The sequence below is a fragment of the Burkholderia sp. Bp9090 genome (assembly GCF_003857985.1).
In the GTDB taxonomy this organism is placed as follows: Bacteria; Pseudomonadota; Gammaproteobacteria; order Burkholderiales; family Burkholderiaceae; genus Burkholderia.
Genome location: NZ_QTPV01000019.1, coordinates 37767 through 49672 on the forward strand (window position 1 = coordinate 37767; position 11906 = coordinate 49672).

The window sequence follows — 11906 nt, forward strand, 5'->3', positions numbered from 1 at the left end:
CCGGACGACCATGCCCACACTCGAAGTTTTTCTGCCGGCCGGCCACGACGACGCGCGCAAGGCCGAGCTGATCGCGCGACTCAGCGGCGCGACCGTCGACGCGATTGGCGCACCGCTCGAATCGGTGCGCGTCCTGCTCACCGAATTGCCCGCCACGCACATCGGCCTTGGCGGCCGCACGGCCGCCGATGGCGCACCGCCGTCGCTGCCGGTGATCGTCGCGATCCTGATCGCCGGCCGCACCGACGAGCAGAAACGCGCGTTGATCGCGGCGCTGTCGGACGCCGGCGCGAACGTGCTCGATGCGCCGTTGCAGGCGACGCGCGTGATCATCAAGGACATCCCGAACACCGACTTCGGGATCGGTGGTCAAACCGCGCGGGCGCTGGGGCGCTGATCGTGTGCCGCGCGTCGCTGCCCGGTCGCGATGTGCGCGATGTGCGTGATACGCGTGATACGCGTGACGCGCGCGACGTGCATGGCGCCCGTTACGCTTGCGCCGCGACGCACCGCTTACGCCTGCGTACCGACAAGCGGCAGCGTCACGCGACAGTCGAGCCCGCCGCCTTCGGCCGGGCTCGCGCCGATGCGCCCGCCATGACGCGTGACGATGCTCTTGCACAGCGACAGCCCGATCCCGTTGCCGCCGGCCTTCGACGACGAGAAACCGTCGAACAGCCGGTCGTGCGCCCCTTCGGCGATACCGGGCCCGTTGTCGATCGCCCGCAGCTCCGCGTGGCCGCCGACGTCGGCGGTGCCGAGCGTCAGCGTGCACGGCGCGCGCGCGCAGCCGGCGAACGCCTCGATCGCGTTGAAGGCCAGATTCAGGATCACCTGCCCGATCAGCACACGCTCGCAGCGAATCGGCAGCGGCCTGTCGGCCTGCACGATCGCGACCGTCACGCCCGCTTCCTTCGCACGCAGCTCGATGAAATACGCGACGTCGGCGAGGATCTCGCGCAGGTCGGCGAGCGCGACGACCGGCTCGCGCTTCACGATGAACTCGCGCACGCTCTTGATGATCAGCGCCGCATGCTCGGCCTGCCGGTCCGCGCTGCGCAGCCCCCAGATCGCATCGTCGACGGCGCCGCGCGTGTTCAGCCGCTGCACCGCACCTTCGATGAAGTTGCGCACGGCCGCGAGCGGCTGGCTCAGCTCGTGCGCGATCACCGTCGCCATCTCGCCCATCGCGTTGTAGCGGCCCGCGTATTCGAGCATGCGCGCTTCGGCGCGGCGCGCCTCCTCGATCGCGACTTCGTCGCTGACGTCGCGGAAATGCACGAGCAAACCGTCGAGGTCGCCTTCGATCTCGACTTGCCTGCACGTGATGCGCAGCCAGCACGCCGAGCCGTCGCGCCGCACGAAGCGGTAGCGCTGCGGCTCGGACGGGCACGTCGACGGCGCATCGCGCAGCTGCGCGACGAGCCGGTCGCGATCGGCCGCGGTGCAGTAGTCGAGCACGCCGCCGAGCGCTTCGTCGGGCGCGAGCCCGAGCACGCGGCGCCCCGACTCGCTGATGAACTGCGCGCCGCCGCTCGGCGTCACGACCGCGATGCCTTCGTCGAGGTCCTGCATGAATTCGCGCAGCCGCGCCTCGTAGCGGCGCAACTGCTGACGGATCGCCTCCTCCGCGCTGATGTCGCGGAACTGCACCATCACGACGTCGCGCCCGCGCAGCGGCACGTGCGTCGCGATCGCCTCCGACAGCATGTCGACGCCGGTGCGCGACCGATAGCACCACTCGTACACCTGCGGCCGCCCTTCGGCAATCGCGCGATCCATCGCGCCCACGCCGATCTCGCGCCGGTATTTCGGTTCGGGACGCGTCATGTCAGGCGCCTTCAGCGGCAGCAGCTCCTCGACGGAAAAGCCGAGCGCGATGCACGCGGCGCGGTTCGCCCACACGATCGCCTTGGTCTGCGCGTCGTGCAGCAGCACGCAGGTCGTCAATGCGTCGAGCAGCCGGTGGAAATCGTCTTCGTCGGGGAAGCTCATGAGCGGATTCGGTTGAAGGCGCGCGGCGTCGCGCGGCCGGATGCTCAACATAGCACCGGCGTGCACGGCCCGCATCTGAAGATTTCTTTAGTCCGGCACGGAGCCACACCAGTCGCGCGGCCTTACGCACCAATTGCTGCGTGTTTTCGGCGTTTCTAGACTGATTGCATCGTCTTTCGAACCCCATTCCCAGGAGCCACTCATGCCCAACGCCGCCCTCGCCATCGACGCCGCGTCCCCCTCGCCGCATGCGGTCCGCGAAGCGGCCGCGCGGGTGTCGCCGCTCGACGCGGTGATCGAGACCGTCGCCGCGCGCCGCGACGAATTCGACCGCCTGTCACACGTGCCGCGCGACGTGATCGCGCTGTTCAAGGAGGCCGGCATCTATCGCGCGGGCACGCCGCGCCGCTTCGGCGGCGATGCGCTCGCGCCCACCGCGTTCCTCGACATGATCGAGCGGATCGCGACCGCCGACGGGTCGGCCGCGTGGGTCGCGAGCTTCGGCTCGGCCAACGTCTATCTCGCCGCGCTGCCGCTCGCCACGCAGGCCGAGCTGTACGCGGGCGGCCCCGACCAGGTATTCGCGGGCGGGCTGTTCCCGGTCCAGCCGGCGCAGGCGGCACCCGGCGGCTGGCGCGTGAACGGCACGTGGAAATTCGCGAGCGGCTGCAAGGGCGCCGACTGGCTCGGCGTCGGCATCGCGGTGCCCGGCGCGCAGGACGCCGCGCCGAACAGGCCGCGCACGGCCGTGTTCCGAGCCGCCGACGTCGAGATCGTCGAGAACTGGAGCGTGGTCGGCATGCAGGGCACCGGCAGCCACGACCTGCGCGTGGACGACCGCTTCGTGCCCGACGCGTGGACCTTCGTGCGCGGCGGCGAGCCGACCGTCGACGAGCCGCTGTACCGCTATCCGACCGTCGCGTATGCGGCGCAGGTGCTCGCCGTGGTCAACCTCGGGCTGGCCCGCGCGGCGCTCGACGTCGCGAACCGGATGTCGGGCGGGCGCCAGACGACCACCGGCGCCCCGCGCCTCGCCGATCGCGCGTATTTCCGCATCGAGCTCGCGAAGGCCGAAGCGCAGCTGCGCTCGGCGCGCGCGTTCTTCTACGACACGACCGACTCGGTCTGGCAGTCGATCCTGGCCGGCGACCCGGTCACGCCCGAGCAGGTCAGCCTGCTGCGGCTCGCGGCCACGCATATCGCCCGCGAAGGCGCGAGCGTCGTCGAGCGCGCGTACCGCCTCGGCGGCACGACCGCGATCTATCGCACGCATCCGCTGCAGCGCCTGCTGCGCGACGCGATGGTCGTCACGCAGCACGCGTTTCTCGGCGAAGGCAACTTCGACGGCGCGGGTGCGGTGTTCACCGGCGTCACGCCGTTTCCCGGCTATCTGTAATCCGCGTCGATTCGCTTCGACGCCGCACAACGCATTCTTCAGGAGAACCTTTCATGTCCGATTCGAATCCGCTGCCGCTGCGCGTGCTGTTCTGCTGCGGCGTGTCGCAAAACTTCTTCGACCTGCCGCGCGAGAAGATCGGCGAAGTGTGGCAAGCGTACGGCGCGATGCTCGCCGCCGTCGAGGCGATGCCCGGCGTGCGCGTGCTCGGCGTGATGGATGACGATCGCCTCGTCGTCGGCCAGGCCGACGGCGCGCCGTGGACGTTCTACATCATGGCCGACGTCGCGGACTTCGACACGACGGTCGCGGTATGCAACCTGTATCGCACGACGCCCGTCGGCGAATACAACCTGTGGCGCTACGGCAAGATCGAGGCGCGGGTCGGCCGTGCGCTGACCGTGCCGCCGGCCGCGAAGCCCGCGGCGTGAGGCGCGCGATGACCGGACCCGATTCGACGCGCGCGCTCGAAGCGCCCGACGCACGCGAAGCCGTCAAAGCGCTCGACGCGCTCGCGCGGCGCGTGGCGATGCTCGACGCCGAACGCGCGGTGCGCGCGACGATCACGCGCTACATGGCGCTGTGCGACGTGCCGGAGGATGCCGGCGACGGGCCGGCGCTCGCCGCGCTATTCACGGCCGACGCGGTGTGGGAAGGCATCGGCCCGCAGTACGCGCGCAAGTTCGGCCGCCTCGAAGGCACGGACGCGATCGTCGCGATGCTGCGCCGCTACCTGCCGCCCGAACCACATTTCTCGGCGAACCTGCACTTCCTGACGTCGGAGTCGATCGACGTCGGCGCCGATCATGCAAGCGCGCGCGGCCGCTGGATCATGCTGCAGGCGTCGCGCTACGCGGACGGCACGGCCGAGCTGATCGCCGCGCGGCTGACCATCGATTTCGCGCCGGCCGCCGACAGCGCGACCTGGCTGATCCGCCATTTCCGCACCGAGCGCGTGCTCGACGGCCCGTGGCCGCTCGCCGCCGCGCCGCTCGCCTGCCCCCCTTCACCGCAACTCGCACGCCATCGACCATGACAGGCTTCATCGACACCTTCACGCTGGGCGGCCCGGGCCCGACGATCGCAATCAAGGACACGATCGACATCGCCGGCCATCCGACCCGCGCGGGCAGCCGCGCGCTTGCCGACGCAGCGCCCGCCGCGCAGCACGCGGACGTGGTCCGCCTGCTGCTCGACGCCGGCTGGCAGATCGCCGGCAAGGCGAACATGCACGAGCTCGCGTTCGGCATGACCGGCATCAACGACTACACGGGCACGCCGGTCAATCCGCAGGATCCGGCGCGCATCCCGGGCGGCTCGTCGAGCGGGTCGGCATCGCTCGTCGGGCTCGGCGCCGTCGACGCCGCGCTCGGCACCGATACCGGCGGCTCGATCCGCGGGCCGGCCGCCTGCTGCGGCGTGGCCGGGCTCAAGCCGACGTTCGGCCGCGTGTCGCGACGCGGCGTCGCGCCGGACGTCACCACGCTCGACTGTGTCGGGCCGTTCGCGCGCGACATCCGCACACTTGCGGCCGTGATGGCCACCATCGCGCCGGGCTTCGACCGGGCGCTCGCGGCGGCACCCGTTGCCGGCTGCACGATCGCACGCGTGATCGTCGAAGCCGAGCCGGCCATCGCGGCCGCGCTCGACGCGGCGATTGGCGCGTCGGGCCTGCGTACGCACGACGTCGTGCTCGATGCGATGCAGGATGCGTTCACCGCTGGGCTTGCCGTCATCAATGCGGAAACGTCGCGTGCATTCGGTCATCTCGTCGAAACCGGCAAGCTCGGCGCGGATCTCGATGCGCGGCTGCGCTCGGCCGCGACGACGACACCGGCCGCGCTCGCGCAAGCCGAAGCCGTGCGCGCACGCTTCACGGCGCAGGTCGATGCCGCGCTCGAGCGCGCGGAGGTGCTGGTGCTGCCGACCTTGCCCGTGCTGCCGATCACGCTTCGGCAGGCACGCGACGGCGTATCGGTCATTGCGATGTCGTCGCTGATCCGGCCGTTCAACCTGAGCGGCCATCCGGCGCTCAGCCTGCCGCTGCCGCTCGCGGGAACGCCGCTGAAGGCCGGGCTGCAGATCGTCGGACGCAAGGGCGCGGACGAACAGGTGTGCGCGGTCGCCGCGCACTTCGAAGCGGCACTCGCCGCATGAACCACGATGCGGGCGCGGCTGTGGCCACGATCCGCGAACCAACGGAATCACGCACCATGTCAGACCGAGTCGTCCTCATCACCGGCGCCGCGCGCGGGCTTGGCACCGTCATCGCCGAACGCTTTCATGCGGCCGGCTATCGCGTCGCGCTGGCCGACATCGCCGTCGACGCCATTCACGCGCATGCGCGCGACCTCGACGCGAGCGGCGCACGCGCAGTCGCGCTGCCGCTCGACGTCACGTCGAAACGCGATTTCCAAGCCGCGCGCGATGCGCTCGTCGCGCGCTGGGGCGCGATCGACGTGCTCGTCAACAATGCCGGCGCATCGAAGGTCGTGCCCGCGATGGAGATCACGGCCGAGCAGTTCGACCAGGTGATCGACGTGAACCTGCGCAGCGTGCTGTTCGGCTGCCAGGTGTTCGGCCAGTACTTCGCGACGCGCGGCGCGGGCCGCATCGTCAACATCGCGTCGCTCGCCGGGCAGAACGGCGGCTCGGCGACGGGCGCGCACTACGCGGCCGCGAAAGGCGGCACGCTGACGCTGACCAAGGTGTTCGCGCGCGACCTTGCCGCGCAGGGCGTGACCGTCAACGCGATCTCGCCGGGGCCGCTCGACCTGCCGATCGTGTACGAGAGCGTCGCGCCGGACAAGCTGCGGCAGGTGCTCGCGAGCCTGCCGGGCGGCAAGCTCGGGTCGGCCGGCTTCGTCGCCGATGCGGCCGTGCTGCTCGCGTCGGGCGACGCGCATTTCGCGAACGGCGCGTGCTGGGACATCAACGGCGGGTTGTACATGCGTTGAGCGGCGGCATGCGTCGAGCGTGCGGTGCAGGCTGATGCCGGCCGGTGCTGGTCAGTACCAGCGCGCGGTGTATGCGGTGTATGCGGTGTATGCGGTGTATGCGGTGTGCGCGGTGCGTGCGGTGCGTGCGGGCACTACGCTTACACGCACGGCCCGATTCGCGTTCGCACCACCGTGCGCTAGCGCGACGACTCCCCGTCGTCGCCCCACACGACCATCACGTCGCGCACCAGCGCGGCGATCGACGTCGCGCCGAGCTTCTCCTTGATGCTCGCGCGATGTACGTCGACGGTCTTCACGCTGATCGACAGGTCCGACGCGATCTGCTTGCTGCCCTTGCCGTCGACGACACCGCGCAGCACCTCCTTCTCGCGCGCGGTCAGCGCATCGAGCCGCTGGCGCAGCCCGCGGTGACGCTGGCCGACCGCGTGCCGCTGCTGCGCGAGCCGCAGCGCGCGTTGCACGCGCTCGAGCATCTGCTGCGAGTTGTACGGCTTCTCGACGAAGTCGATCGCGCCGTTCTGCAGCGCGCGCACCGACATCGGAATGTCGCCGTGTCCGCTGACGAAGATCACCGGCAGCGTCGCGCCGCGCGCGTTCAGTTCCGCCTGCACGTCGAATCCGCTTTTCTCCGGCATTCGCACGTCGAGCACCAGGCACGCGGGCAGGTTCACGTCGAAGCGCGCGAGAAAATCGGCGGCATTCGCGAATCCCTCGGACGCGATGCCGACCGATTCGAGCAACCACGCGAGCGAGGTCCGCATGCCGCTGTCGTCGTCGACGATGTATACGATCGGAGCGGGTGACGTCATCGGGGTGTCTCGCAAGATATCGGTATCGGTATCGCACGCGCCGCGGGTGAGGCAAGCGTCGTTCGTCGGGGTGTGCGGCACATCATAACGAGCCGGAAATGCGCTGAATACCCCTTTACGTACCGCTCGAACGCCCGATCGCACTTTTTTTCGCACGTCGTGCCGCGCATCTAGGTAGAACCTTTAGATGCGCTGGCGGGAACGCCATCTTCATCGTCAATCGTGCGAATGTTCGCCGGCTTTTTCGCGACGTACGCTTGGTTCATCGTCGACGATCCGCTGCCGCATCGACAACGCGCACGATCGCCGCCCTCATTCACCCAGGAGCGCCCATGTCCGCAACGACCGATACCCCGCAGCCGGCACGCGCCGCCCCCACCGACGCGCAACAGGCCTTCCGGCAGGCAATGGCCCACCTCGGCGCGGCCGTCAACGTGATCACCACCGCGGGGCCGCACGGCCGCTGCGGCATCACCGCGAGCGCCGTCTGCTCCGTCACCGACGCGCCGCCGACGCTGCTCGTGTGCCTGAACCGGTCGAGCGCGATGCATGCGATCTTCGAGCGCAATCGTCAGGTCTGCATCAACGTGCTGCCGGCCGAGCACGAACTGCTCGCGCGCCATTTCGCGGGAATGACCGAGCTGCCGATGGAACGCCGCTTCGAATTGCCGGTGTGGGATCGCGGCGAGCAGGACGTCCCCGTGCTGCGCGATGCGCTCGCGAGCCTGCAGGGCAGGATCGCCGAGATGAAGGAAGTCGGCTCGCATTCGGTGATGTTCATCGAGGCGACGTCGATTCGCGTGCGCAACGACGGCGACAGCCTCATCTACTTCAGCCGCGCGTTTCATCGCGTGTCGCGCACGGCCTGCGTGCGGTAACGGGAACGGTAACGGTCGCGCTCACGTTGTCGCGCTCGCCGGTCGTTGCAGGCCCGATCGGCTACGCCGACGCCCTTAATGCACGCTGTCCGGCCGCGAGGGCCGCGCCCGCGAACAGCGTCAGCGCCGAATAGACGAGTCCGCGCGCAAGCCCCGCGCTGTCGGACACCCAGCCGATCGCGACCGGCCCGGCGATCTGCCCGAACGCGAAGATCGTCGTGAACGCGCTGATGCCCTTCGCCCAGCCTTCCGGCGGCAGGTTGTGGCGCACGAACGCGGTCGTCGACGCGACCGCCGACAGGAACGTCGCGCCGAACAGCACGCCCGACGCGAACGCGGCCGCCGGATGCACGAACAGCGCCGGCATCAGCGTCGCCACGCCGAGCAATGCGTTGAGCACGGCCAGCGCCTGGCCGCCACGCATCCGGTCGAGCAGCCCCGACCACAGCCGCGCCGACACGACGGTCGCGACGCCGAGCATCACGTAGAACGCGGACACGACCGTCCCGCTCATTCCCGCGCCGCGCAGCAGCGCGACGATGAACGTCATGTAGCCGATGTAGCCGACGCCGAACAGGCCGTAGCCGGCGAGCGCGAGTGCGAAGCGCGCAGGGCTCGCGGTCGCCGCCGGCGCGGCACCGTCACGCCGCGCGGCCGGTGCCGCGTGCGCATGCTCGATGCGACGCGCCGCCGACACGGCGATCGCCGAGAACAGCACGCATGCGAACGCGAGCGCGAACCATGCCGGTTGCCAGCCGTGCGCGCGCTGCACGAGCGTGGCGGGCACGAGCAGCGACGACGCGACGATGCCCCACCCCGTGCCGCCGTAATAGAGCCCGAGCAGCAGCCCCGCGTCGCGCGGCGCTGCGGACGCGAGCCGCGCGGCCAGCACGCCGCCGCTGATGAAGATCAGCGCGCTGCCGACACCGGTCGCGAGCCGCTCGACGAGCAGCGCGTTCATGCCGGACGTGAGCCCGCATGCGGCCATCAGCACCGCGGTCAGCGCGCAGCCGGCCGCCAGCAGCGTGCCGGTGCGCCAGCGGCGGGACAGCAACGGAAAGACGAGCGCACCGATCAGGTAGCCGGCCGCGTTGGCCGTGTTCAAGGCGCCTGCCTGCGCGAAGGTCCAGCCGAGATCGGCCTTCATCGGCGGCAGCAGCAGTGCGTACGAGAAGCGCGCGAGACCGAGCGCGATCGCGCTGCCGAGCGACAGGCAGATCGCGAGCCGCCACGCGGTCATGCGGTCGGGTTCGGTGGCGCCGGCGTCCTGTCGTGCTGGCCCGGCGTGCTCCGGTTGCGGCGCTGCGCGCATCGCGGTGTCTCCATCGTGGTTCGCATCGTGCCGCCGGGACGGCGGCAGGCGCGCGGCTGCGGCCCGCGCGCGAGGTCGTCAGATGGTGCCAGAAAACCGCTGAAGCCGGTTCGCGTCCACGATAACCGCGCGCATTGTTCGTGAATGGCGGAAATCGAAACGATCGACGCGATTGAACTCGCGATTCAAAAAATCGCTTGAATGAATGAATCAATCGATTGCGGCCCCGATATTCGAAAAAAATCCTCGGGTTTTGCGATTGGATTCATACGCCTTCACCGCGCGAAATGCAGCGAACCCGCATGTTTAGCACGCCGCGGCTAAAAACCTCGCCACGCATTGCATTCACCAAATCATCAGACTAATATCGACGCCACTCGTCCGGTATTCAAAAAACATCGGATGAGCCGCGGTAATCCCGTTACCGCGCTTTCATGTTGAATCGCTCATGTTCACCACAGGAGAATTGACATGCAGGAAACCCGGCAGATCGAATTGCTTGACTGGATGCAGGAAGACACGCACCCCGAGGCCGTCGAGATGATGGTCGAGGATGCCGTGGTGCCGTTCGGCACCGCGCTCTGGCCGGTCTGAGCGGCCAGCCCGTTCCCGCGGAAGGGCCACGGCCCTTCCGCCGCCTCCGGAGACACGCATGCTGAACCTGCACCGTGCGCTGGGGTATCACCCGGCGCTGCGCGACAAGCTCGCACGCGGCGAGACGGGCAAACTGCTGGTCGGCTACGACAGCCGCAACCGCGACACCGCGTTGCGTGCGTTTTCCGCCCTGCCCGACTCGCTCGACGCGACGATCCTCTGCCTCGACACCACCCCGCCCGCCGACATCGCCGCCGCGCTCACGCATGCGGACCTGTTCGTGCTGCTGTACGACTCGTCGTGCCTGCCGACGCCGTCGCCGAGCGGCCCGCCGTTCCTGGCCGCGATCCGTCCCGCGATCGTCAGGCACTGGAGCAAGTCGGTGCTGTTCAAGGATTACGGCCCGCATCTCGACGAGGCGTTCGCCGAATCGCTCGACGACATCGCCGCGCGCAACGGCCGGCTGATCGAAGCGGCCGCGCGCGCATCGCAGATCCATTTCATCGACGAAGCCGGCAACACGCTGACCGGCTCGCTTGCGCCGGACCAGAAATGGACGAGCGTGGACGGGATGGGCAATCTCGACGTCGTGCCCGGCGAGATCGCGACGCACGTCACCGACCTGCACGGCTCGATCGTGTTCAGCGGCACGTTCCTCGGCACCGTGCCGTTCGCGATCAAGTACCGCGTGACGGAGCGGCTCGCGACGCTGCATGTCGAAGACAGCCTGATCGTCGATTTCGACAGCGACGACGCGGGCTTCCGGCGCGACTTCGCGTCGTACCTCGACCGGCACGACAATCACCGGCGCATCGAGGAATTCGGCATCGGCACGAACCTGGGCATCCGCGGGCTATACGGCCGCAACGCCGGCTTCGAGGAACGCCACCCGGGCCTGCATCTCGGCCTCGGCGGCGGCGCGAACGGCAGCCACCACCTCGACCTGATCTTCGCGCGCGGCACGCTCGCGTTCGACGAGCGGATCGTGTTCGACGGCGCGTTCGCCGTCTAACCTTGGCATCAGGCGTCGGCGGCCGCCGCGTCGCCGAGCCACTTGAACATCACGAAGCAGTCGACGAAGCCGAGCCGCGCGTGACGATACGCGCGCGGCAGGCGGCCGACGATCTCGAAGCCGAGCTTCTGCCACAGCGCGACCGCCACCTCGTTCGTCGCGACCACCGAATTGAACTGCATCGCGAGGAAGCCGCGTTCGCGCGCCACCTGCTGCGAGTGCTCGCACATCAGGCGCGCGACGCCCTTGCCGCGCGCGGCCTCGCTGACCATGTACCCGCAGTTGCACACGTGATTGCCGGGGCCGGCCGCGTTCGCCTTCAGGAAGTACGAGCCGAGCAGCACGCCATCCTCTTCGGCAACCCACGTGCAAAGCGGCGCATCGAGCCACAGCGCGCGGGCGGCTTCACGCGTGGGCGCCGGATCGAATGCGTAGGTCTCCTGCGCGGCGACGATCGCGTGGTACGTGGGCCAGAAGCGGGGGAAGTCGTCTTCGGTCATCGGGCGAAGCGTGATCATGCGGGTCCTCTCGTGAAGGGGTTGGGGAATGCGCGCGTGGCGCGACCCTGCGTCAGGGTGAGCTGATCAGCCGCGCCATGTCCTCGCGCGAGAACGGCACGTTGCCGGGCGTCGCCGTCAGATATTACCGGACCCTCTCCGACGTGCCGACCCGCGCGCGCCGCACGTCGACCAGCGGGCTGCACATCTGCTCGCACATCGAAACGGTCAGCGGGTTGAGTGCGGCAGCGGCCGGCCGGGAAACGCGCAGTCCCTCCCCCGCACGGCGCGTTTCCCGTACGCGCCGACGAGATCGGCCGTTCGGCCGAATCGTCATCCGACGCCCCGAATCAAAGAATGATTTTCATTCGGGCAACCGGTCTCCCCGCCCGACACCCCGAGCCACGAAGGCACTGCAGGCATTCCCGCGCAGCGCCTTCGCGTCGTGCTTCG

At 69.4% G+C, this 11906-nt stretch carries 13 protein-coding genes and 1 pseudogene; 9 read left to right on the forward strand and 5 right to left on the reverse strand.

Features of this window, described 5'->3' with window-relative positions; translation table 11 throughout:
- Positions 1–10: 10 nt before the first annotated feature.
- Entirely contained in the window at positions 11–397 is a 387-nt protein-coding gene (locus tag DIE16_RS18735) for a 2-hydroxymuconate tautomerase family protein (RefSeq protein ID WP_044845361.1), read from the forward strand.
- A gap of 116 nt (positions 398–513) precedes the next feature.
- Here DIE16_RS18735 and DIE16_RS18740 read toward each other — a convergent pair whose 3' ends face one another.
- Positions 514–2070, reverse strand: a complete 1557-nt coding sequence (locus tag DIE16_RS18740; protein ID WP_124893110.1) for a sensor histidine kinase — start codon at positions 2068–2070, stop codon at positions 514–516.
- A 127-nt stretch (positions 2071–2197) separates the two neighbouring features.
- Here DIE16_RS18740 and DIE16_RS18745 point away from each other — a divergent pair, with 127 nt between their 5' ends.
- From DIE16_RS18745 to DIE16_RS18765, 5 genes are read left to right on the forward strand one after another with little or no spacing between them, the layout of a single operon-like run.
- On the forward strand, positions 2198–3391 hold the full coding sequence (locus DIE16_RS18745) for an acyl-CoA dehydrogenase family protein (protein WP_124893112.1): 1194 nt from the start codon (positions 2198–2200) through the stop codon (positions 3389–3391).
- Between the two features lie 53 nt (positions 3392–3444).
- Entirely contained in the window at positions 3445–3822 is a 378-nt protein-coding gene (locus DIE16_RS18750; protein ID WP_011356094.1) for a hypothetical protein, read from the forward strand.
- 8 nt (positions 3823–3830) lie between these two features.
- Positions 3831–4427, forward strand: coding sequence for a nuclear transport factor 2 family protein (locus DIE16_RS18755; RefSeq protein WP_124893114.1), 597 nt, complete (start codon positions 3831–3833; stop codon positions 4425–4427).
- A complete protein-coding gene (locus tag DIE16_RS18760) occupies positions 4424–5548 on the forward strand; it encodes an amidase (RefSeq protein WP_124893116.1) in 1125 nt (374 codons plus the stop codon). Before DIE16_RS18755 ends, DIE16_RS18760 begins: the two co-directional genes overlap by 4 nt.
- A gap of 56 nt (positions 5549–5604) precedes the next feature.
- On the forward strand, positions 5605–6348 hold the full coding sequence (locus DIE16_RS18765; RefSeq protein ID WP_124893118.1) for an SDR family NAD(P)-dependent oxidoreductase: 744 nt from the start codon (positions 5605–5607) through the stop codon (positions 6346–6348).
- A gap of 179 nt (positions 6349–6527) precedes the next feature.
- On the opposite strand, the gene DIE16_RS18770 is transcribed toward DIE16_RS18765, so the two are convergent.
- A complete protein-coding gene (locus DIE16_RS18770) occupies positions 6528–7160 on the reverse strand; it encodes a response regulator transcription factor (protein WP_124893120.1) in 633 nt (210 codons plus the stop codon).
- Between the two features lie 332 nt (positions 7161–7492).
- Between DIE16_RS18770 and hpaC the strand changes: the two genes are divergently transcribed.
- Positions 7493–8038 carry a 4-hydroxyphenylacetate 3-monooxygenase, reductase component gene (gene hpaC, locus DIE16_RS18775; protein ID WP_124520373.1) on the forward strand — a complete coding sequence of 182 codons (546 nt, stop codon included), beginning with the start codon at positions 7493–7495 and terminating at the stop codon, positions 8036–8038.
- A gap of 61 nt (positions 8039–8099) precedes the next feature.
- Here hpaC and DIE16_RS18780 read toward each other — a convergent pair whose 3' ends face one another.
- Positions 8100–9350, reverse strand: coding sequence for a YbfB/YjiJ family MFS transporter (locus tag DIE16_RS18780; RefSeq protein WP_124893122.1), 1251 nt, complete (start codon positions 9348–9350; stop codon positions 8100–8102).
- Positions 9351–9821: 471 nt separating this feature from the next.
- On the opposite strand from DIE16_RS18780, the gene DIE16_RS37150 reads away from it, so the two are divergent.
- A complete protein-coding gene (locus tag DIE16_RS37150) occupies positions 9822–9944 on the forward strand; it encodes a hypothetical protein (protein WP_257770953.1) in 123 nt (40 codons plus the stop codon).
- Positions 9945–10002: 58 nt separating this feature from the next.
- Entirely contained in the window at positions 10003–10956 is a 954-nt protein-coding gene (locus DIE16_RS18785; RefSeq protein ID WP_124487674.1) for a leucyl aminopeptidase, read from the forward strand.
- An 8-nt stretch (positions 10957–10964) separates the two neighbouring features.
- Here DIE16_RS18785 and DIE16_RS18790 read toward each other — a convergent pair whose 3' ends face one another.
- On the reverse strand, positions 10965–11474 hold the full coding sequence (locus tag DIE16_RS18790) for a GNAT family N-acetyltransferase (RefSeq protein WP_044845369.1): 510 nt from the start codon (positions 11472–11474) through the stop codon (positions 10965–10967).
- A gap of 58 nt (positions 11475–11532) precedes the next feature.
- Positions 11533–11726 (reverse strand): annotated as a pseudogene (locus DIE16_RS37155) (AraC family transcriptional regulator); the annotation flags it as partial.
- Between the last annotated feature and the right edge of the window lie 180 nt (positions 11727–11906).

What these genes read in the sequence shown, in the direction of transcription:
- DIE16_RS18735 (WP_044845361.1), top strand. Translation starts at nt 11, where the DNA reads ATGCCCACACTCGAAGTTTTTCTGCCGGCCGGCCACGACGACGCGCGC.
- DIE16_RS18740 (WP_124893110.1), bottom strand. Translation starts at nt 2,070, where the DNA reads ATGCGGGCCGTGCACGCCGGTGCTATGTTGAGCATCCGGCCGCGCGAC.
- DIE16_RS18745 (WP_124893112.1), top strand. Translation starts at nt 2,198, where the DNA reads ATGCCCAACGCCGCCCTCGCCATCGACGCCGCGTCCCCCTCGCCGCAT.
- DIE16_RS18750 (WP_011356094.1), top strand. Translation starts at nt 3,445, where the DNA reads ATGTCCGATTCGAATCCGCTGCCGCTGCGCGTGCTGTTCTGCTGCGGC.
- DIE16_RS18755 (WP_124893114.1), top strand. Translation starts at nt 3,831, where the DNA reads ATGACCGGACCCGATTCGACGCGCGCGCTCGAAGCGCCCGACGCACGC.
- DIE16_RS18760 (WP_124893116.1), top strand. Translation starts at nt 4,424, where the DNA reads ATGACAGGCTTCATCGACACCTTCACGCTGGGCGGCCCGGGCCCGACG.
- DIE16_RS18765 (WP_124893118.1), top strand. Translation starts at nt 5,605, where the DNA reads ATGTCAGACCGAGTCGTCCTCATCACCGGCGCCGCGCGCGGGCTTGGC.
- DIE16_RS18770 (WP_124893120.1), bottom strand. Translation starts at nt 7,160, where the DNA reads ATGACGTCACCCGCTCCGATCGTATACATCGTCGACGACGACAGCGGC.
- hpaC (WP_124520373.1), top strand. Translation starts at nt 7,493, where the DNA reads ATGTCCGCAACGACCGATACCCCGCAGCCGGCACGCGCCGCCCCCACC.
- DIE16_RS18780 (WP_124893122.1), bottom strand. Translation starts at nt 9,350, where the DNA reads ATGCGCGCAGCGCCGCAACCGGAGCACGCCGGGCCAGCACGACAGGAC.
- DIE16_RS37150 (WP_257770953.1), top strand. Translation starts at nt 9,822, where the DNA reads ATGCAGGAAACCCGGCAGATCGAATTGCTTGACTGGATGCAGGAAGAC.
- DIE16_RS18785 (WP_124487674.1), top strand. Translation starts at nt 10,003, where the DNA reads ATGCTGAACCTGCACCGTGCGCTGGGGTATCACCCGGCGCTGCGCGAC.
- DIE16_RS18790 (WP_044845369.1), bottom strand. Translation starts at nt 11,474, where the DNA reads ATGATCACGCTTCGCCCGATGACCGAAGACGACTTCCCCCGCTTCTGG.